This is a genomic window from Clostridium sp. NkU-1 (assembly GCA_001312405.1).
In genome coordinates, this window is sequence record BBDR01000003.1 from 183,977 (window position 1) to 204,983 (window position 21,007).

Consider the following 21,007-nt stretch of genomic DNA (forward strand, 5'->3'; position numbering starts at 1 on the left):
CACAGTCCGTAAAAGGTTTTCTTGCTTCTTGTGGAAAAAGAAGTTACAATATGTTCAAGTTGTGCATATGGTACAGGATTCAGGAGGTTATGATGGCAGAGTGGAAAAAGAATGATCGAATAGAAGTAGTGATTGAAGATATGAGCGAAACCGGGGAAGGGATCGGCAAGACTGATGGATTTACCTGGTTTATTAAGGATACAGTTATGGGAGATAAGGCCCTGGCTAAGGTGATGAAGACCAAGAAGTCCTATGGGTTTGCAAAGCTGGAACGGATCACAGAGCCGTCTGTAAACCGTGTGACACCCAGGTGTCCGGTTGCAGGGCCATGCGGCGGCTGCCAGCTTCAGGCAATGGATTATGAGGAACAGCTTCGGTATAAGGAACGGAAGATTTATAACAATATCACCAGGATCGGCGGCTTTTCTGAGGTTCCCATGCTGCCTATCATGGGGATGGACGAGCCATGGAGGTATAGGAATAAGGCACAGTTTCCATGGGGATTGGATAAGGATGGGAATATTATTGTGGGGTTTTACGCGGGGCGGACTCATTCCATTATTGGATGTGAGGACTGCCTTCTGGGGGCAGAGGAGAACCGGGAGGTTTTAAGGCGGATAAAGGCGCATATGGAGCGGTATCATCTGCAGCCTTATGACGAAGCTGCTCATAAGGGCTGATCCGTCATACCCTGATCCGTAAAGGATTCCGGACCGGAGAGCTTATGGTTTGTCAGGTTATTAATGGAAAGAGCCTGCCACACAGCGGGGAACTGGTAGAAAGTCTTCTGGAAATTCCGGGTATGACCAGTATTTCCTTTAACGTCAATAAGGACAGGACTAATGTGATTTTAGGGGACCGAGTGGAAAATCTTTATGGACCGGGATATATTACGGATTATATTGGAGAGGTGAAATACCGTATTTCTCCCTTGTCCTTTTATCAGGTGAATCCGGTGCAGACGGAAAAGCTTTATGGCACTGCCCTTGAGTATGCGGGGCTGACAGACGGGGAAACAGTTTGGGACCTTTACTGCGGGATCGGGACCATCTCCCTTTTCCTGGCTCAAAAAGCAAAAAAAGGTGTATGGCGTGGAGATCGTTCCCCAGGCCATTGCGGATGCAAGGGAAAATGCAAGATTAAATGATCTGGACAATGTGGAGTTCTTTGTTGGGAAGGCGGAAGAGGTTCTGCCGGAGCAGTATGAGAAGAATCATGTGTATGCGGATGTGATCGTGGTGGACCCTCCCAGAAAGGGATGCGATGAGGCCTGTCTGGAGACGATTGTGAAGATGGCGCCGAAGAGAGTAGTGTATGTGAGCTGTGATTCGGCTACTTTGGCAAGAGATATGAAATACCTGGCTGAGAGAGGGTATGAGGTGAAGAAGGTTAGAGGGTGTGATATGTTTCCTCAGGGGCTGCATGTGGAAACCGTATGCTTATTATCCCGTATAAAATAAGGGTTTAACCAGTATCTTATATTGATAAAAGTGGGTGGTGGCCTGTCAATTCAATTAATTGATCATTTTAAGTTTGTTGATTGACGCTGCAATAGAAGAGCAGGCAGTTTTCACCGAATAAGTTGACAAAAAAAATGCTATGATGATAGTATGTTTAGGAATTGAATACTATATAAAGTGAAACACCAAAGAGATGAAAATTTGGTGTTTTTAAAAGGGAATCAGGTGAGAGACCTGAACGATCCGGTCACTGTAAGAAAGGAGTCCTTCTTTATTAATCCATTGTGCAAAGCTATGAGAAGGAAAAGAGGATGTTGAAAATCAAGTCAGGAAACCTGCTTTATGTAGAAGAACGATGACGCTTCCGAGCAAAGCAACCATCTAGAAGACTAAAGGTAAAAAAAATACTGAATAGTCTTTTTTGTGGTGCCTGTGTATACAGACACTTTTTTTCTTTGTTTTAGGAAACGAAGTTGTTCATTCAATAATAAAACAAGGAGAAAAGATTATTATGAGAAACAAGAAAAGAATTGTCAATTTATTATTGGTTATTATGCTTTTATTCACGTTGACAGGCTGTGGATCAAATGTAAAGAATGAAAATACTAGCAGAAAAGATGCAGAAAAAAATTATCGAAGAGAATATGGATACTACCGTACATAACCAAGAAGGTTCAAGCGGTGAAGAAAGTGCAGCAAAGGAAATAAGAACAGAGTATCCTGTGACTATAACTACATATGGAACCAATGGAAAAGAAATAATAACTACTTATGAGAAAGCACCTGAAAAAGTACTGGCCGTGTATCAAGGAAGCATTGAAACCCTATTAGCATTAGGTCTTGAAGAACACATAGTTGCAACGGCTGGATTAGATAATAAAGTACCAGATTCCTTAAAAGCTGCATTTTCAAAAATAAACTATTTGGATGAATTTACTCCTTCATTAGAAACAGTAACGATGCTGGAACCAGATATGATTTTATCATGGGGTTCTCTTTTCAAAGAAAAGACATTGGGAGATGCATCGGCTTGGATAGAAAAAGGCACCAATACTTATATTAATAGCAATACAAGACTGGCTACTGGAGAGGTTTCTTATGATAGAACACTAGAAAATGAGTACAAGGATATTTTAAATTTGGGTGTGATTTTTGATGTACAAGATAAAGCTGAGTCCATTGTAAAGGATATGAAGAATACAGTTGAAGCAGTAGCAGAAGTAGCATTAAAACAGGAGAAAAAACCTTCCGTGCTGATCTTAGAGTCATATGATTCTACTTTTACAAATTATGGGGCAAGTAGTTTAGGTGGTGATATGGTTACTACATTAGGTGGTATATTAGCCAAAGAAGATGGCAGTGATTTAGGGAAAGAAGATATAATAGCTCTAAATCCAGATGTAATTTTTGTTGTATATATGCCTTATGAAGGAGACGATGCAGAAAAATTAAAACAGGAAAAATTAGATGTATTTCTTAAGGATGAGTCCTTGGCAAGTTTAAGTGCCGTGCAAAATAGTAGAGTGGTGCCAATTATGTTAAGTGAAATGTATGCAAGTACGACTCGAACAAAAGATGGTATTGTGACTTTTGCTAAGGGATTATATCCAAATATTGAAATAGAATAGGTATGAAAATAGGAAAAAAGACAGGAAACTTATTTTGGGGCCTATGTTATCTGGGATTGCTTATTGTGCTCATACTTTCAGTGCTGACTGCAATTACCTTTGGGAATGCAGAAATTACAGTTAGTCAGGTCTACGGGGTTTTATTTTACAAATTATTTCATTTAAAGCAATATGAGGCATTCTCATCAGGTGCGATTCATGATGTTGTGTGGTTGATCCGTTTTCCTAGGGTACTACTTGCAATCGCGATTGGAATTGGACTATCTGTCTGTGGAGACGTTATGCAGGCAGTTGTAAAAAAATCCTTTGGCTGATCCCTATGTATTAGGCATTTCCTCGGGAGCTTCTTTTGGGGCAACGCTGGCGATTATGTTGGGAATAGGAAGTCTATTTGGTAATAATTTTATCGGAGTTATGGCCTTTTTGGGTGCTCTTGGTTCTTCCTTCTTGGTAATTAGCTTATCTAACATCAGAGGAAAAGCAAAGACAGGAAAACTTATATTAGCAGGAATGGCAGTTAACTCCATTTGTTCTGCTTTTTCCAATTTTGTGCTATATATTGCAAATGATCGAAATGCTACTACAGAAGTTGCCTTCTGGACTATGGGTAGTTTAGCCGGAGCAAAATGGGACATTGTGAAGGTGGTATTACCAATTATGATTTTAGGAGCCTTGTTTTTCTGGACACAATCAAGGAACCTGAATCTAATGCTGTTAGGGGAAGATACGGCAATTACTCTGGGAACAGACCTAAGAACTATAAGAATACTATACCTTATATTGGTATCTATTATGGTGGGGTTTGCCGTTTTTTCTTCTGGTATAATCGGATTTGTGGGATTAATTATCCCCCATGCAGTTCGTATGGTCACTGGAACTAATCATAAGAAATTAATACCAACCAGTGCGCTTGTAGGGAGTATATTCCTGGTATGGGCAGATGTAGTAAGCCGGGTCATACTAAAACATTCCGAGTTGCCAATCGGTATACTAATTTCTTTAATAGGTGCACCTTGTTTTGTAATTTTAATGTTACGTAAGTCATATGGAATTGGAAGGAAGAAAACATGAGTATAAAGGTAGAAGACTTAACCTATTCCTATGGACATAAAGATGTATTAGATAGTGTGGAAATTCAGTTAAAAAGGAAAAGCTTTACCGGAATAATCGGTCCAAATGGATGTGGAAAATCAACTTTATTAAAATGCATTTACCGTGTACTTAAACCTCAAATAGGGACCATATGGCTAGAGGATAAACTTCTAAATAGTTATAGCATAAAAGAATCATCAAAGTATATATCAGTTATGGCTCAGCACAATTCATACCAGTTTGATTTTAAAGTAAAAGATATTGTAATGATGGGAAGAGCCCCCCACAAAAGATTGCTGGAAAGAGATACTCTAAAAGATTATCAAATTGTTGAAGAAGTATTGGAGAGTGTGAATATGTTGGAATTTTCGGAAAGAGAATTTGCAACATTATCTGGCGGGGAACAACAAAGGGTACTCTTAGCAAGGGCATTAGCTCAAGACGCGAGGACACTCATACTTGATGAGCCAACCAATCATTTGGATATTACATATCAACTACAATTAATGAGAATCTTAAAAAAACAAGATATCACCATATTTGCAGCTATGCATGATTTAAATATCGCCGCCATGTACTGTGATTACCTATATATTATGAAAGCAGGAAAAGTAATCGCACAGGGTGAAACCAAAAAAATATTAACCCCTGAGAAAATTTTTGAAGTCTATCAGGTTGAATCGCAAATAGTACAGGATAAGAATGGGAAACTTCATATATTATTTACAGGAGACCAGCCCTAATAAGTCAAGCTAAAAGGAGACGTATGATTAATAGCCCTAAATTAATCACACAAGAAAAAAAATGGGAATAAAAATAGGTATACTACATTGCTTAGAGGCTACTAAAGTATGTGCCGGATGTGGCTGTCTAAATGCTTTTAATCTAAAGAAAGGAAGTTTTACAGAATATGCGAAGGAAGATGCACTTGCAGCATATTTTACCTGTAATGGATGTAAAAAACAAAATTGTGCTTCTCCAACAGAAGATATGGGCATGATAGAAAAAGTAGAAAGGTTACAATCAGAAGGAATAGATGTAGTGCATGTTGGAATCTGTTGTGAAAATGCAGATGGAAGTTTCTGTGAAAGAATAGTAGAAATTGTTGAAATGATAAAGCTCAAAGGGATTCAGATAAAAAACGGGACTCACATATAAAACATAATTCTGGCATAATGCTTGTATAATTAACCTGAGATATCGGAAACGCTGTCAAGGCAAGTTTTTCAGCCTTACCTGTGTTTCCGATATCTTATATTACAAAATAGGCATTATGTCAACCAGCATAAAGCTTGAAACAGTCTCTAATAGTAAACGGCTACAGTATTTAAAGGAATCCGGGCTGACATTATTCGCCGTTTTCCCGGACGCAGCCAAGAGGTTCTATGGCATATTCACAGGCAGCCAACAGCCCTGCATGGACATTTGAAGCTTCTGAATATAGTACTGAGTATTAGTAATAAACCACATTTGTGCATCGAATTTCATAACGGTCCAAAACGATAAGCCCTGGAGATCATATTCTTCTACCAGTCCGGCCCTTGCGTTAAAGCTTCTTGCATCTTTCGTCCATACTACATGAAGAATCCCATCACTATCCATATAGTAGAAGTAAGGTGCCTGTGCTGTTTCATTAAATTGTATTGGTATACCATTATCCGATGCAATTTCTACTGCACTGTTATAAGATATTACTGTAGCATCTGTGGCACCGGGAATATAGGGAAGTGACCAATCATAACCTAGGGCTGTGATTCCCAGAAAAATTTTTTCAGGGGGAATAATACTAACCATGTAATTTAACAATTCTCTTAATATATTAATCGGAAAAATTGCGTTTGGATAGCTGTAATACCTTGCCCAATCATAGGAAGAAAATATGATTCCATCTACAAAGTCAGATAATTTTGAATAGTCTATTTTTTCAAAACTGATGCTGGGTGTAGCAACACTTGCAGCAGGCGTAACGGTAATCATCACCCTGAAACCTTCTGAATGATATATGCCGGCGGCCCTTTTCAAAAATTCTGCAAGATAATTTATGTTATCAAAGGTTATAGTTTCAGCATATATGTTTATACCATAAAATCCTTTCGTTTTCAGTATTTGAAGAGTATTATCAATCAGGAGATCCTGCACAGAAGGATTATTTAAAATATCATAAGTCACTTCACGGCTAATGACTCCCTCTCCTGTCATAGTGGAAACAAACATCATGGGTGCGGTACCGTAAGACTTAGCCAGCTGGATAAGTTCAGTGTCGTCAGCACTGGAGATAATTTCTCCGTCACTTGTAGCCCTGTAATTAAATATGGTTAAATAAGATAAAAAAGGAAGTGTTTTTATTAAAACAGATTTTTCTATATAGGGAAAGATATAACCATTAGTGGCAATCGTTCTTGTTCTATTTGTTTGATAGCTTATTACTATCGTTTCACCAGCGTACAGATATTCTCTATCAGATAGATGGGGATTATTTCTTAATAATTCCATAGGAGTAGTACTGTGCTGCTCTGCAATGCTCTCCAAAGTGTCGCCAGGTTGGACAGTATAGAGTGTTTCCGGCTGTACAATCACGATGGTTTGGCCAATTGCTAAATTATCGGGGTTTGTAATTCCATTTTCCAATATCAATCGGCTAACGGGGATTTCATAATATTCTGATATAGATAGATGGTTTCATTGGGTTGGACAACGTGTATGATCATGGATTCCCTCAAATGATCTTATTAATACTATTATATGTTAATCTTACATGTTCATAACATCATAGTTTAATTATAAAATGTATCTCAATAATTTTACGCTGTATCTGGTTTAGGCAGTTGGGATAGACCGCTATGATATAGGCGGGGATCCGGTATTCCGGGCCAGCTTCATGTTATTACTACCTGAAAACCTCCAGTTTTGCCGTAAGGTATGAGTTGCATTTAGAGATTTTCTTTATAGAATGCAACTAATTTTTCAACAGCTTGTCTAACTGGTTCTGGCTGGTCGTATAAATCATAGTGACTTACACCTTCAAGAATAAATAAATCCTTTTTAGTTGATGCTGCTCTATTATAAAGCTCATGACCATCTCTGAAGGAACCGAATGCACCTTGCTTATTACCGATTATGATTTGTAATGGCTGAATTAGCAGCGTTTCAGCTAGATTGAAAGCGTCAAAACCTAATACAGAAGCTAAGCTCGTAAATTTCAACATGTTTGGAGCGTTAGGGCATTGTCCCCTCGGTGTTGTATAATAATCTACAGCCTCCACAATGTCGATGTCGGTAATGCCTGCCTGTACTCTCTCTTCTTGATTCCTTGGAATCCGATTTGTAATCATTGGTTCTGCTCCGCGGGCTTCAGCAGTACGCTGCTGACCAATTGACTCTAATGTTGGGACAGGATTGAGGGTTTCACGGTATACATGGCCGATATTAGCACCAACTACTGTACCGACCGCCTTGATCCGATGCTCTGTCATGGCAGCATTTACTGCATAGCCGCCTCCTGCACAAACACCTAAAACGCCAATACGTTTTCGTCGACAAAATCAAGTGTAGTCAGATAATCTACTGTACAGCGGATATCTTCAACGCGTGCAGCCGGTTCTTCAATATAACGGGGTTCCCCTTCACTTCTAAAATCACGGAATGTGATTCAGTCGGCCTTTCTTACAATGCTGATTACGGATGGATTTGATAAAATTACGGTTAAAGGGATTACTGAAAAAGCCTATATCAGCAGAAAGACATTTTATTTGCATTATGTAGATAAATACGACTTGCTAGATACAATCGTCAATATGAAATTAAAAGAGTTGGAAAAAAATTTGTGAGCAGAAAACGGATAAGGGCTTTATCGAAGGCATAGTAATTTGGTTCAATTATTTTGAGCAGCATAAAGCCTTTTTTTTCTGCGTTGTTTAAAACCGAAAGTACGGTTTCTTTCAGGAAACAACTTCTGGATTTCATAGCAAATCAGCTTAATAAAAAAATAAATAAGATAAACTCTGAAAAGGATGCTGAAATACTTCTGCGATTTTTAAGTATGGCTGTCTTAGGCATTGTAGAAGCCTTTGTATTGAACGAATTTAATATTGGTACGGAGCAGCTGGCAAAACAAGTCGGGGAATTATTGGCACAAAATATTTCGCTGGCTCGATCTGCTATTTCATCAGAATCACAAGGATATACGAGTGAAAATCGGCAAGCCTATCAATTATAAACTCATCACCGACATCGTGCGGTGGAGAATAAAGCGGAAAGAGAAAGGGAGTGACACTTTATGACAAACGAGCGCGTATACAAGATGGCATTTTCGACCGTCTACCCGCTGCTTGTTCAAAAGGCGGAGCGCAAAGGGCGCACAAAATCCGAGGTTGATGCTGTGATTTGCTGGCTGACAGGGTATGACGATTCTGGCTTGCAAGCGCAGATTATGAAGAATATTGATTACGAAACCTTCTTTAACGAAGCCCCGCAGATAAACCCCAACGCCACCAAAATTTCAGGAGTGATTTGTGGGCACCGGGTTGAGGAAATCAAAGAACCTCTCATGCAGAAAATCAGGTGGCTTGACAAACTGGTGGACGAATTGGCAAAAGGCAAGCCAATGGAGAAGATTTTAAGAAGCTGAAAGTGACTAGCTAATAAACTCCGCAAGATGCTTGGCTACAAGAACCCGCTGAGGTGCGGTTTTATTACTATGGTAAATCCAAGCAAGAGTTAAAACTTGCATCTAAAATCAGTAATATAATAATTGTAGCTGCAGCAAAGTGTGAGGATAATCCACCATCTTTATAAACAGTAATATGAAATAAAATAGACTTCAGAGGCAATGCCGCTTCATTATATGGAAAAATCTCCATTTCTTTGATTCATGAAGAAATTAGAGATTTTTACACAAAAGCCTTTGGCATGACCTTGAGTTCTCTTCCATGGAGCTCATGTTATTTATTATCCATTTTTTCTTTGTATCTGGCTTGGCGCATAGCCGGTACGTTTTTTGAATAAACGGCTGAAATGGAGCGGATCAGTATATCCCACAGCATCCGCTGCCTCAGTCACGGTACAACCCTGCTCACGCAAAAGCTTAGCGGCTATATTGATCCTGTAATCTATGAGAAAATCAATGGGCCGGCACTGCGTATATTTATAAAAAAGATAGGAAAGCTGTGACTTGCTTTTTCCGATATAATTTGCCAAATCCTCCATTGTCAATGCACTTCTGCAGTTATCTTCTATATAGTCCGCAAGCTTTTTCACGATGCGGTAATCTTCAGCAGAATTATCTTTTTCACCGTTGAAAAAAATGTTCTGAAAAATTTGCCGGGACAGTAACTGCTTTTGGAGGATGAAATGAATGTCCATCTCTTCATTGGCATCAGCCAGCTCCTGCAAAGCCGGAGAAATAGCAGGCAGATCAATGGGTATGGAAAACAATAAATTACTGCTTATTTGATGATAATAAATATTGATATGGGTAAACGGATTCTCCCCTAATACATGAAAGTCAAGCTGGCACCCCGGGCAGCCATGCACCATTGTTCCCGGTCTTGCTAGAAAGCATTTATCATCAAACCTTATTTCTGCTTCTCCCTCAAGGGGAAAGATAAATGCTCCGTGTATGGTTTGGTAAGAGGTAGGCTTGTCCGATGGATACTTTACAAACTGTATTACATTATTTACGCGGAACGGAGAAAGCCGATAAGCCTGTTTCAGTATATTCAGAGCGGTTTGAGCCTCCATTTTATCCCTCCTTTCTTTCAATAGGGTAATAGGAAAACCACCACATAAGGACAGACTGCTCCTTCGCGGTGTTTTCCCAAATAGATTTAATTCGTATGGGTTCATGCTTGTTTATGGGAACTGCTTATCTAAGTAAGCCAATGCCCCGGATAACTTCAGAGGAATATTATCATGATGACCGTAAGGATTCCACTGCATTTCTATATTGCCCTGGGGCAAATGATTTATGAGCGCTTCATAAGTGTCTTTTGTTGCCTGTGCAGCATTTTTTTTAATATCATGGGAACCTTTTCCTTCATCTTCTCCTGAAGAAAGAAATACGGACGCCTTTTTGTTAACCAGAGGATTCTTTTTCACAAATCCGGTCCAGTCCGGATACCAGAAGGAACCCGAAATTGAAACAATATCATCGAAGATATCTGTCTTATACAAAGAATATATCCCAAGCAGTCCGCTAAGCGAGAGCCCCAATAATGCCGTTTTGGAGGGAAGAGCATTGCCAAACAGCTCCTTATTAACGCCTGGAATCAGAACCTTCTCCAAATAATCCAGAAACTCCCCGCCCTTGCCCCCGAAATCGGCAAAACGTTCATGAAGGGCTTTGGCTGGCCAGGGTGTATACTCGGACAGCCGGTCCAAAGGCGGTATACCGACTAAAAGAAAGCGGTATGATTTTTTTTCTTCCGGGATTTTTTCCAGCGCCTTGAAAATGATGTCTGCATCCAGCGCATATACAACCGGACAACTGCTTGTTCCGGGAGAAAAGCCGGATGGCACCAACAGCTCCAAGTCTCTCCCTGCTATAGGAATTGTTTGCATTTGTTTCACCTTAATCAGTTATAAAGGAAGTCTGAAAGTTCTTCCAACGTATCGAAGTTGCGCACACCGTAGTCCATAAAAGCGTCATAGGGTATTTCTATGATCCGGTTGTTTACGATAGCTGGTATTGAGGCCAGTATTTCTTCATTTTTTATACTTTCTACGGCCTTTGCATCACTTTCCGCATTACGGTCTGCAGTAATATAAATAATAACATCAGGATTTGCTTCTACAAGGTTTTCCAACGTAAGATTGGAGCCGCCCTTATCCATGACATTGGCACAATTTAATGCGGAAAGCATTCCGTTTTGCAGCTTTGCATTTGCACCGAAAACCACAAAGGTTCCTTCTTTATAGGTTGCCATAACCAGCACTTGAAGAGTTTTGTCTCCAGCAGAGGCTGCCACCTTTTCTGAGACTGTGTTTAAACGCTGTGTCAGGTTTTCTGCATATGCGTTTGCTTTATCCTGAACATCAAAAATTTCACCCAGGGCAATTACGTCATCGATAATATTCTTCATGGAAACATCTGTGCTCATATCACTTGCTTTTTGTGCATAAACATTGATTCCCAGCTCATTCAGTTCCGGAATGGAACCAAAGGTCCCCTCTGCAAACGTGGCGCTGCGTCCGATAATAACATCCGGTTCCGCCGCCGCAATCACTTCTTTACTGATGGTCATTTTATCGCCCAGAATGTCCAGAGAATCATACAGTTCTTTCCAGTCATCTCCCGGTGCATTATCAATCGCAATGGTACCGGCAATCTTATCTGAAAGACCTAAGTTGTAAAGCAGTTCTATGGCTGAGGCATTTGCTGTAACCACTCTGTCCGGCGTTTTACTATATGTCTGTCCGACAGGTACATAGTCGCTGCCTTTGGTTTGTACCGTAATCGGATACACTGTATTTACGGCGCCGCTTTGTGAAGCCTCTGATGAAGGGGCAGGCGTACTTTGTGAGGCAGGCGTATCCTGAGGGGCCTCCTTTGAGCTGCATCCGCTTAAAATTGCTCCTAATATCATAGTGCCTGCTGTAAAGGCCGCCATTTTCTTTCTCATTTTATTGGTTTTCATTTCTTACTCCTTTATTTAGAATAGTTGTCATGTTACGCAAGGGGAAAATAGCTGATTGCCATCCCCGCCTGACTGTCTTCCGTTATCTTGCAGTCAACGCGATAAATCCGGCGCACCATTTCACGGTTAATAATATTTTTGGGCGATCCAAAGGAATCTATCTCCCCTTTATTTAAAATGTAGATGGTATCGCAATATTGTGCTGCCAAAGATAGATCATGGAGGGCCGCCAGTACGTTAATACCTAAATTTTTGATAATACTCAGAATCTGCAGCTGATATGTAATATCCAGGTGATTCGTGGGCTCGTCCAAAATAAGAAGGGACGGCTGCTGCGCCAGCGCCCGTGCCAAAACAATCCGCTGCTTTTCTCCTCCGGACAAGGTGGCAAAGCTTCGTTTGGCATAGCTCTCCATACCTACCTTTGCTAAGGAATCCGCCACAAGATCACGGTCCTTTTGTTTTTCTCTTTCCAATGTACCAAGGTGGGGAGAACGCCCCAGCATAACAATTTCTTCAACCGTCAAATCAAAATTTATATTGTTGAATTGTCCCACTACTGCCATTTCCCGGGCCAATGCTTTTGGCTTGTAGCTTTGCGAGGGTTTATCATCAAGCATTACCACACCATCAGATGCCTTTTGCATACGGTATACCGTTTTTAGCAGCGTCGATTTTCCACTGCCGTTGGGCCCTAAAACACCAATAAATTTTCCGTTTTTAACCTCCAGCGAAACGCCTTTTAAAATCTCATTTGCTGCTAAATGAACCTTTAAATCCCTTACAGAAACATCCATGCTCAAACCTCACTAACCAAAACGGTAATGCCGTTTTATTAAAATATAGGCAAAGAACGGTGCACCAATCATAGATGTTACAATTCCAATGGCAAGCTCCCCATTGGGTATTATAATTCTTGCCAGTGCATCCGCCCAAACCAGAAATATCCCGCCCAGCAAAATCGTAATGGGCAGCAGACGGCGGTGGTCCGCTCCCACGACCGCTCTTGCAAGATGTGGAATCATCAGTCCGACAAAGCCGATCACACCGCAGGCAGAGACCAATACGCCGGTTAAAAGAGCCGCCGCCGACATATACAGCTTTCTGTAAAAGCTGAGATTTACGCCCAGGGTAGATGCCGCCTCATCACCAAGCAGCATGGTATTCAGAGTTCGGTACTGGCTGAGAAAAAATATGCAGCTGACAGCCACAATGCCGCTCGGCAAAATGATGTTATTCCAGCTTCCCCGGGTCAGGGATCCCATTGTCCAGAATTTTATGCTTAACATCCCATTCCCATCGCCGGATACTGAAATAATAAAATTTGAAAAAGAGGTACATATGGCGTTAACTATTGTACCGGAAAGAATCAGCTTGCCGGATGTGGCTTGTCCGCCCATAGAAGCCAGGAATAAAACTGCACCAGTGCTCCGGCTGCACCTAAAAATGCAAGCAGCGATACGGAAGAGATGCTGCCGGCAAGCGGAATGGCTGTACCGATAAAAACCGCAATCGTGGCTCCAAGTGACGCTCCGGAAGATATTCCCAGAATATATGGCTCTGCAAGAGGGTTTTGTACTGTGGCCTGCATGACTGATCCACACAGTGCAAGACCGGCACCTGCGGCAACGCCCAGCAAAACTCTGGGGAAACGGATTTTCCATATGATTGAGGCATTGGCGCTTCGTAAAACTTCACCGGTTCCCGGCTGCTCGATACCAAATAAGCGGTTCATAATTATGGCATATGTATCAGGAAGGGATATGTGTACCGCACCAAGTCCGAGTGCTAAAAAAATTGACAAAATGAGAGCGGCGCACAAAAGTGCAACAACCAGCCTGAAAGGAAATGACTCTTTATTGCCTGCTGCACTGCTTTTTTTGCTCTTTAATTCTTCCTGGCCATATTTGATCTTATTATTTGCACAACTGAATTTTAACTTATTCAAAACAGGCCTCCTACTTTTGTTAGTTATAACTAACTGCCAAACTATTATACACAATTTTATCCTTTGATACAATGGGTAATAATTCAATGTCATGGACAATTATTAAAAAAACCAGACTATGTCAATCCTTTTAAGTACTTAAAAAAAGAACAGCGGCCTTGATTTTTTCAAGAGCCGCCGCCGCTGTTATTACATTTATGCCCGTTTATGGAAGGAACAAAGCAGCGCAGGCAGTTGGAATCTGGTTACAGCGCCAGTGTGAATCAAAATCAAAGCCTTTGCAAAAGACAGTGTTTAATAATTTATACTTGACAAACACATTAATAAGTATTATATTCAAAACGGTGTTATGAAACACTGTTTCGAATGCAGGAGGAAAATGTATGGCAAAACAAATTGAAGGTGTATATGAGAAAGTGTATGAATGTGCGAAAAAGGAATTCTTGAGTAAAGGATTCAAGGACGCCTCCCTTCGTAACATCGCCCAGGAGGCTGGTACCAGCACAGGTTCCATTTATACACGTTTTCATAGCAAAGAAGGGTTGTTCCATGCCATCGTTTATCCAGTAGTGGAGGAATTGAAAGCATGGTTTCTGGGGATGCAGGAGTCATTTCATCAAATGGATGCTAATTATCAAAAGGAAAATATGTTTCATTACAGCGGAATGGAAGCTGAAAATTTAGTGGCCTACATTTATGATCACTATGATGTTTTCAAGCTATTACTGGAATGTTCAGAGGGAACGGAATTTTCAGATTTCTTAAATCAACTGGTTGAGATTGAGATGGAATATACGGTGAAGTACATGGATGCGACTAAGGATGATGCATTGAAAAATGAAATGATCACAACTGAGTTTCTTCACATTGTAACCAGTGCATATTTTTCCGGAATATTCGAGATGGTGCGGCATGATATGAAAAGAGAAGATGGTATGCTGTATGCAAAACAGCTCAGGGAATTTTATTACGCCGGTTTTTCAAAAATTTATAACTGGAAATAAGGATACACATACCTGAAAAATGCGGGATATCCCGCATTATTTTAAAACATGAGGTTAGCCTGAACTAACCAAAAGGAGGATTTATGGAACAAAAAGATCAAAGTCCACTAAAGCGGATATGGGAATTGGCAAAATCAGAGCATCCAAGGCTTAAACTGGCGGTTTTACTGGCTGTTATTGGTGTTATGTCAGGCTTTATTCCATATTTGTGTGCGGGGAAAATAATTATTATGCTGCTTTCCCAGACGGCAGATATGCAAAGCTGTATTCCTTGGCTGCTCCTTGCCTTGGCAGGCAGTATTGGAAAAGTACTTCTTACGACTTTTTCGACTGCACAATCCCACAAGGCCACCTTTGCAGTATTGGCAGAAGTGCGAAACAGATGTGTACATAAGCTGGCAAAGCTGTCTATGGGGACCTTACAGGATCAGTCTGTTGGAAGGTGGAAGAGCATTCTGGTTGACCAGATTGAGAGCATGGAAACGACCCTTGCCCATCTTTTACCTGAAATGACTTCCAATGTTTTATCACCGCTGGTCCTTTTAATTGCTTTGTTTTTCATTGACTGGAGGCTGGCACTGCTATCAATTGTCACACTTCCTGTCGGCATGGCTTTCATGATGGCTACCATGAAATCCTATCCGGCAAAATATCAGGAATCTGTTCATATCGGAAAGAAAATGAACGATTCAATTGTAGAATATATCAATGGCATTGAAGTTATCAAGGCTTATAATCAGGGTCAGGCAGCTTATGCGGGCTATATGGATGCGGTAAATGCCAATGCATCATTTTATTATAGCTGGATGAAAAGCGCCCAGTTTGGCTCTGCCTGTTACCGGAATTTCAGCCCGGCTGTTTTGGTGGGTGTTTTACCGGCAGGCCTGGCATTTTATCTGAACGGCGGTATTACGGCCTCACAGTTTATTATGGTCATGATTTTGTCCATGGGAGTCGTTGGACCAATTATCGCTGCTACTAATTTTGTTGATTCCCTGGCACAGACAGGTACGATTATAGAATCCATAGAAACCATATTAAAAGCACCGGAACAGCACCATCCAAAGGAGCCGGTCCAGCTGTCAGGAACGGATATTGAAATGAATCATGTTTCCTTTGCTTATGAAAAAGAAAAGGGAAATATCTTAACAGATGTCACACTAAAAATCCGTCAGGGCACAGTAAATGCCTTTGTTGGACCAAGCGGAAGTGGAAAATCAACGATTACAAAACTGATTGCAGGTTTTTGGGATATTGAAAAAGGAAGTATCAGAATCGGTGGAAAGGAAATCAGTGAAATTCCCCTTGCACAGATAGCCGACCAGATTGCCTATGTATCCCAGGATAATTTTCTTTTTGACGATACCATCCGGGAAAATATCCGTATGGGAAAAGAAAATGCTACGGATAAAGAGGTGGAAGAAGTAGCAAAAAGGGCAGGCTGTGATGCATTTATCCGAAAACTGGAGCACGGATATGAAACCAGAGTAGGCGGAGGAGGAGCCCACTTATCCGGCGGCGAGCGGCAGAGGATCGCTATTGCAAGAGCAATGTTAAAAGATGCACCGATTGTCATATTGGACGAAGCCACTGCTTATATTGACCCGGAAAATGAAGCCGTCCTTCAAAAGGCAATTTCCAAACTGGTGCAGGGGAAAACCCTGATTATAATTGCACACCGGTTATCCACGATTGTTGATGCAGATCAGATTCTTTTAGTGGATCAGGGAAGAATCAGTGCTACCGGAACCCATGAACAGCTATTGCAGAAATCAGAATTATACCAGAACATGTGGAATGCACATATCGGAGTAAAGGATGGGGAAAAAGAATGATAGAAATTTTTCGTAAAATATGGAGATTCGCCGGAGAGGAACAAAAAAACATTCGAAACTCTATCATTATAGGGTTTATCAATGCGATTTTTCACATGCTGCAGATTGGAGCGATTTTTCTTACCATTCAGGCGCTGGTAGAAAAGGAAGCGGATAAAGGAACCATATGGTATGTATTAGGACTAATGGTTGTAAGCATAGCAGGTAAAATTATTACAAATTATTTTTCTCAGCTTCAACAGACACATGCAGGATATTTTATGGCTGCAAATAAAAGAGTTTTTATCGGCAATAAGATGAAATTAATACCCATGGGATTTTTTAACCAGAGCAGCCTTGGAAATATTACAGGCATCTGCACTACAGTTCTTGGTGATGTGGAAACCACTGCACCCATGGTTATGGTGCTGACACTGGGCGGTTTTATTACTACAATCGTATTCACGGTTTATATGCTGGTCTTTGACTGGAGAATGGGACTGATTACAGCGGCTGGGGTTCTTTTCTATTGCCTGATCACATCCTCTATGGAGAAAAAGTCCCGGAATACGGCGCCAAAGAGACAGAAAGCACAGGCTGTGCTTGTAGAGAATATGTTAGAGACCATTCAGGGAATGGGAATCGTAAAGTCTTTTAATCTTACAAGAATGGATAACAAAAAAGTCGATCAGGCGATTGAAAACAGTAAAATCACGAATCTGGCAATGGAACAGATGATTACGCCTTATACGATTATGCAGGAAGTGATACTGAGAATATTCAGTGTTATCATGATGGGGGCAGCACTGTTTTTCTATTTTAAGGGAACCATGGAGCTTACCTATTCCCTGATGTTTATTGTAGTTTCCTTTATTGTCTTTGAACAGATCGAGTCTGCCGGGCACGGAGTTGCGGTCCTTCGCATCTGCGGAAGTTCCATTGAGCAGGCCAATCAGATGGATGATGTGCCATTAATGGATGAAAAGGGACAGATTATAAAGCCAGACAATCATGAGATCATATTTGAACATGTGAATTTTTCTTATGAGAAGCGGCAGATCCTAAAAGACATGAACCTTCAAATCAAAGACAAGACAACGACTGCCATCATTGGACCAAGTGGTTCTGGAAAATCAACGATTTGTAATTTGATTTCCAGATTCTGGGATGCGGACAGCGGCAAAATTAAAATTGGCGGAATTAATGTGAAATCTTATACGCTGGAGTCATTGATGGAACAGATCAGCATGGTATTTCAAAATGTATATCTTTTTCAGGATACCATTGAAAATAATATCCGGTTTGGAAGACCAAGTGCCACCAGGGAAGAAGTCATCGAAGCAGCGAAAAAAGCATGCTGTCATGAGTTTATCTGCAGTCTTCCAAAAGGATATGATACCGTGATTGGAGATAAGGGCTTTGCCCTTTCAGGAGGCGAAAGGCAGAGAATATCCATTGCAAGGGCTATCTTAAAGGATGCACCAATTATTATTTTTGATGAGGCCACAGCCAATGTGGATCCGGAGAATGAAGTGCATTTACAGAAAGCCTTTGAAGAATTGACAAGAAATAAAACGATTATTATGATAGCACACCGCTTAAAAACAGTCCGCAATGCGGATCAGATCCTTGTGGTAGATGGAGGAAAAATTGTTCAAAAGGGTAAGCATGAGGAGCTGATGAAACAGGAAGGTATCTATAAACGTTTTGTGGGTGAAAGAAAACAGGCTGTTTCCTGGAACATCTAAGAAAGACTTTAAAGACAAAAATAGATTTATGGGAGATGATTATAGCAGAGTCAGGCAGATTCTTAGAGTTTGATACATCTGAAAGGAATTCTGCTATCTGCCAGCTCTCCTGTACAAATCGTGCCGGATATCCATGTCTGGCACGATTTGTCATATTTACACCCGGTATAGTTATCTACGCAATCCTTTGTATTCCATGGCCGAAACGTTCTTCTAGTTCATAACTCTCCGGTATTCTCCGGGGAGAATCCCAACATTTCTTTTGAAAAGTTCTGCAAATCTGCTGGCATTGGCATATCCGATGGTCTGTGCGATCTGTGCGATACTCAAATCAGTATGGGATAATAAAAATTCAGCATGTTCAATCCGTGCCTGCTGGATAAATTCCGTAATGGTACACCCATGAACCAGCTTGAAGCTCTTTTTTAATTTAGTCTGTCCCATACATGCTATTTTGGATAGCTGTTCCAATGTTAAAGGAAAAACAGCGTGATCCTTAATATATGCCGAGACATTATAAATCTGTTCCATATCATTACCTGAAATATGGGGCTGTTTCTTATCTTGCTTATGAAAATGTTCCACTACCAGAGAAACAGCCTCATTTACCTTTGCTTCATAAAATAGCTTTGCACTGATCCCGGTGCCCCGATACTCAGCTACCTGATTAAGAAGTAACAGCATTTCAGGGAAGTGCAGGGTTTCATCAATGGAGCAAAAGGCATCATAAGGGTTTAAATAATCATCCGGATATTTTTCTTTCAAATAGTGGAGGTAATAGGCAGGAAGTATTTCGATTCCTACTGCCTTAATGGGTATCTTTTTATGCATGACAGCTTTATAAGGACTCTTTCCGCCGATAATGGTCTTGATACAATTCGCATTAATTCTCCGATATGGATTCAGTTCATGACCGGCAATGGATTGATAATAGGACACGCTCATGCATTCCGGCAGCTGGCATTCGAATAAATAATCTTCAAAAAAGGAAAAATCATGTATCTTGATATCATATAAATCAGTTTCTGAATAAATCCAGTAAAATCCTTCTCCTAGGTCCTTGGAAAGCTCATAGGTCTGTCCGCAGGAGTTAAATCTTCCGTTTGGGTCAATCGGTGCAAAACCTCTGTCTGCCAATACATTTTCATAAAAAAAGTCTATCTTCTCTTTCATTAGATTCTCCATTCTCTACAAAATACCTTGATTGGACGAATGATTACCACGATTAGACGAAACTAACTAATAACCATTGAAAATGAAACGCCTATATGGTAATTTTATTTACCGAGGTTAGTTGTAACTAACATATATCATAACATAATTTCTTGTAACGTCAAGAAATAAAAAAAAGGAGGAAATTTGTGAGTAATCAGACGAGAATAAACAAAAAAAGAGCTAAGCATAAAAGACCTGGTAACGATCGGTATTTTTACCGCACTTTTATTTGTGACCATGTTAGTGGGTGGGATTGTATTTGCGCCTAATCCGGTTCTTACCTTTTATATGCCGCTGGGATCCGCTTTACTTGGAGGACCTGTTATGATGCTCCTGATCGCAAAAGTTCCAAAGCGCGGAGCGATTGCAATTGCCGGTATTTTGTGTGGACTGATATGGTTTGCAACCGGGATGCACTGGGCAATGGATTTAGGCTATATGGTTGGAGGAATTATTGGAGATTTTATAGCAGGACGTGGAAAATACAGAAATAAACTGCTGAATATGCTTGCATTCATCTGCCTTAGCTTAGGCGCTGCCGGAACCTATATCTGTTATTTTGCAGACCGTAATACATGGTGCAATTACATGTTAAAAGGCGGAACATCTTCCAGCTATATTAACGCCATGAATGCAGCAGCAAAGAACTGGATGCTGGCTGTTATTTTAATTGGAACGGTTGTAGTGGCAGGAATCAGCGCGTGGATTGGAAATATACTGTTGAAAAAGCAGTTTGAAAAGGCAGGAATTACAGCGTGATGAAAGTTCGATTTGATCCGAGGACAAAGCTACTCCTGCTGTTGCTTTGTGTTCTTTGCACCATGTTTGCACCCTCTTTGCAATATGAATTGGTTCTGGTGTGCCTTATTGCAGTGTTTTCACTGTTGTCAGGGCAGGTTGTACATGCTTTTTTGGGCATTTTATTTTATGGGCTGATTTATGCGGTTACTTTGCTCTCTATTACAAAGATGACAGGAACCACCCAGGCAGTTTTTGCAGCTTTTTTTGGGCTGGTAAATAAGGTGTATCCCTGTGGACTCATGGCGGGCCTAATGATCAAAGCCACCAAGACCGGAGAATTTATGGCGGCTTTTTTATAAAATACATATGCCGGATCGGTTTGTTATTCCTTTTGCAGTTATGATGCGCTATCTTCCGGTTGTAAAAGAAGACTGGCATTATATCAAGGATGCCATGCGCATGAGAGGTATTTCGCCCTCCATTAAAAATATCTGTCTGCGTCCCATGGTAGTGGCAGAATGTCTGTATGTACCGCTTATGATGGCTGCTTCCAATACAGCAGATGAATTATCCATAGCAGCCATAACACGCGGGATAGAAAACCCAAATCCCAGAACAAGCCTTACTGAAATTAAATTTTTATTCAGGGATCTGATCGCGGTATTTGTTTTTACCGGTTACTTTGTCATTGGGCTTGTGGGACCTAAATAAGGAGGGCAGGAT

The 21,007-nt window shown here is 40.7% G+C and carries 22 protein-coding genes, 1 pseudogene and 1 riboswitch; of the genes and pseudogenes, 14 read left to right on the plus strand and 9 right to left on the minus strand.

The features are described 5' to 3' along the window. Window positions 1-92: 92 nt before the first annotated feature. The 6 genes and pseudogenes from rlmD (at window position 93) to JCM10519_RS06385 (ending at window position 5,338) form a co-directional block, all read left to right on the plus strand. A pseudogene (gene rlmD, locus JCM10519_RS06365) lies at window positions 93-1,460 on the plus strand (23S rRNA (uracil(1939)-C(5))-methyltransferase RlmD). 158 nt (window positions 1,461-1,618) lie between these two features. Continuing rightward, a riboswitch (cobalamin riboswitch) is annotated at window positions 1,619-1,818 on the plus strand. Between the two features lie 259 nt (window positions 1,819-2,077). Next, window positions 2,078-3,088, plus strand: a complete 1,011-nt coding sequence (locus JCM10519_RS06370) for an ABC transporter substrate-binding protein (protein WP_347843312.1) — start codon at window positions 2,078-2,080, stop codon at window positions 3,086-3,088. 65 nt (window positions 3,089-3,153) lie between these two features. Then, window positions 3,154-3,402 (plus strand): iron chelate uptake ABC transporter family permease subunit, encoded by a 249-nt coding sequence (locus tag JCM10519_RS26950; protein WP_347843313.1) that lies wholly within the window; start codon window positions 3,154-3,156, stop codon window positions 3,400-3,402. After that, entirely contained in the window at window positions 3,395-4,159 is a 765-nt protein-coding gene (locus tag JCM10519_RS06375; RefSeq protein WP_347843314.1) for an iron ABC transporter permease, read from the plus strand. Before JCM10519_RS26950 ends, JCM10519_RS06375 begins: the two co-directional genes overlap by 8 nt. Continuing rightward, window positions 4,156-4,923 (plus strand): ATP-binding cassette domain-containing protein, encoded by a 768-nt coding sequence (locus tag JCM10519_RS06380; RefSeq protein WP_054738312.1) that lies wholly within the window; start codon window positions 4,156-4,158, stop codon window positions 4,921-4,923. The genes JCM10519_RS06375 and JCM10519_RS06380 overlap by 4 nt, the downstream gene beginning before the upstream one ends. Window positions 4,924-4,984: 61 nt before the next feature. Beyond that, a complete protein-coding gene (locus JCM10519_RS06385; RefSeq protein WP_054738313.1) occupies window positions 4,985-5,338 on the plus strand; it encodes a CGGC domain-containing protein in 354 nt (117 codons plus the stop codon). A gap of 225 nt (window positions 5,339-5,563) precedes the next feature. Here the strand turns inward: JCM10519_RS06385 and JCM10519_RS06390 are convergent, their stop codons facing one another. Together JCM10519_RS06390 and JCM10519_RS06395 are read right to left on the minus strand one after the other, a co-directional pair. After that, a complete protein-coding gene (locus tag JCM10519_RS06390) occupies window positions 5,564-6,847 on the minus strand; it encodes a glycosyl hydrolase family 18 protein (protein ID WP_347843476.1) in 1,284 nt (427 codons plus the stop codon). Between the two features lie 263 nt (window positions 6,848-7,110). Next, window positions 7,111-7,653, minus strand: coding sequence for an alpha/beta hydrolase (locus tag JCM10519_RS06395; protein ID WP_347843315.1), 543 nt, complete (start codon window positions 7,651-7,653; stop codon window positions 7,111-7,113). A 407-nt stretch (window positions 7,654-8,060) separates the two neighbouring features. Between JCM10519_RS06395 and JCM10519_RS26955 the strand changes: the two genes are divergently transcribed. After that, window positions 8,061-8,396, plus strand: a complete 336-nt coding sequence (locus tag JCM10519_RS26955) for a TetR-like C-terminal domain-containing protein (protein ID WP_347843316.1) — start codon at window positions 8,061-8,063, stop codon at window positions 8,394-8,396. 60 nt (window positions 8,397-8,456) lie between these two features. Continuing rightward, on the plus strand, window positions 8,457-8,807 hold the full coding sequence (locus JCM10519_RS06405) for a DUF2200 family protein (RefSeq protein ID WP_054738315.1): 351 nt from the start codon (window positions 8,457-8,459) through the stop codon (window positions 8,805-8,807). A gap of 320 nt (window positions 8,808-9,127) precedes the next feature. On the opposite strand, the gene JCM10519_RS06410 is transcribed toward JCM10519_RS06405, so the two are convergent. The 6 genes from JCM10519_RS06410 to JCM10519_RS26965 all read right to left on the minus strand — a co-directional run bounded on the left by JCM10519_RS06410 (window position 9,128) and on the right by JCM10519_RS26965 (window position 13,762). Then, window positions 9,128-9,919, minus strand: a complete 792-nt coding sequence (locus tag JCM10519_RS06410; RefSeq protein WP_054738316.1) for a helix-turn-helix domain-containing protein — start codon at window positions 9,917-9,919, stop codon at window positions 9,128-9,130. Window positions 9,920-10,030: 111 nt separating this feature from the next. Beyond that, entirely contained in the window at window positions 10,031-10,708 is a 678-nt protein-coding gene (locus JCM10519_RS06415) for an alpha/beta hydrolase-fold protein (RefSeq protein ID WP_054738317.1), read from the minus strand. Between the two features lie 44 nt (window positions 10,709-10,752). Next, complete coding sequence (locus JCM10519_RS06420) at window positions 10,753-11,814, minus strand: ABC transporter substrate-binding protein (RefSeq protein ID WP_054738318.1); 1,062 nt, start codon at window positions 11,812-11,814, stop codon at window positions 10,753-10,755. A gap of 32 nt (window positions 11,815-11,846) precedes the next feature. Beyond that, the gene (locus tag JCM10519_RS06425) at window positions 11,847-12,611 is read right to left on the minus strand and encodes an ATP-binding cassette domain-containing protein (RefSeq protein WP_054738319.1); all 765 of its coding nucleotides are present in this window, start codon (window positions 12,609-12,611) and stop codon (window positions 11,847-11,849) included. A gap of 12 nt (window positions 12,612-12,623) precedes the next feature. Continuing rightward, on the minus strand, window positions 12,624-13,214 hold the full coding sequence (locus JCM10519_RS26960; RefSeq protein WP_347843317.1) for an iron ABC transporter permease: 591 nt from the start codon (window positions 13,212-13,214) through the stop codon (window positions 12,624-12,626). Beyond that, complete coding sequence (locus JCM10519_RS26965; RefSeq protein ID WP_347843318.1) at window positions 13,184-13,762, minus strand: iron chelate uptake ABC transporter family permease subunit; 579 nt, start codon at window positions 13,760-13,762, stop codon at window positions 13,184-13,186. Before JCM10519_RS26965 ends, JCM10519_RS26960 begins: the two co-directional genes overlap by 31 nt. Before the next feature lie 383 nt (window positions 13,763-14,145). Between JCM10519_RS26965 and JCM10519_RS06435 the strand changes: the two genes are divergently transcribed. The 3 genes from JCM10519_RS06435 to JCM10519_RS06445 all read left to right on the plus strand — a co-directional run bounded on the left by JCM10519_RS06435 (window position 14,146) and on the right by JCM10519_RS06445 (window position 18,328). After that, window positions 14,146-14,766 (plus strand): TetR family transcriptional regulator, encoded by a 621-nt coding sequence (locus JCM10519_RS06435; protein ID WP_054738320.1) that lies wholly within the window; start codon window positions 14,146-14,148, stop codon window positions 14,764-14,766. An 83-nt stretch (window positions 14,767-14,849) separates the two neighbouring features. Continuing rightward, window positions 14,850-16,601: an ATP-binding cassette domain-containing protein gene (locus JCM10519_RS06440; protein WP_054738321.1), complete on the plus strand. Its 1,752-nt coding sequence runs from the start codon at window positions 14,850-14,852 to the stop codon at window positions 16,599-16,601. Then, a complete protein-coding gene (locus JCM10519_RS06445) occupies window positions 16,598-18,328 on the plus strand; it encodes an ATP-binding cassette domain-containing protein (protein WP_054738322.1) in 1,731 nt (576 codons plus the stop codon). The genes JCM10519_RS06440 and JCM10519_RS06445 overlap by 4 nt, the downstream gene beginning before the upstream one ends. A 213-nt stretch (window positions 18,329-18,541) precedes the next feature. Here JCM10519_RS06445 and JCM10519_RS06450 read toward each other — a convergent pair whose 3' ends face one another. Continuing rightward, window positions 18,542-19,501: a helix-turn-helix domain-containing protein gene (locus JCM10519_RS06450; RefSeq protein WP_054738323.1), complete on the minus strand. Its 960-nt coding sequence runs from the start codon at window positions 19,499-19,501 to the stop codon at window positions 18,542-18,544. A gap of 228 nt (window positions 19,502-19,729) precedes the next feature. Between JCM10519_RS06450 and JCM10519_RS06455 the strand changes: the two genes are divergently transcribed. Genes JCM10519_RS06455 through JCM10519_RS26975 form a run of 3 tightly spaced genes read left to right on the plus strand, consistent with a single transcriptional unit; the run spans window position 19,730 to window position 20,995 of the window. Continuing rightward, window positions 19,730-20,302, plus strand: a complete 573-nt coding sequence (locus tag JCM10519_RS06455; RefSeq protein WP_054738324.1) for an MptD family putative ECF transporter S component — start codon at window positions 19,730-19,732, stop codon at window positions 20,300-20,302. Then, entirely contained in the window at window positions 20,299-20,643 is a 345-nt protein-coding gene (locus tag JCM10519_RS26970; protein WP_347843319.1) for a hypothetical protein, read from the plus strand. Before JCM10519_RS06455 ends, JCM10519_RS26970 begins: the two co-directional genes overlap by 4 nt. Window positions 20,644-20,650: 7 nt before the next feature. Then, window positions 20,651-20,995, plus strand: a complete 345-nt coding sequence (locus JCM10519_RS26975; RefSeq protein WP_347843320.1) for an energy-coupling factor transporter transmembrane component T — start codon at window positions 20,651-20,653, stop codon at window positions 20,993-20,995. Window positions 20,996-21,007: the final 12 nt, after the last annotated feature.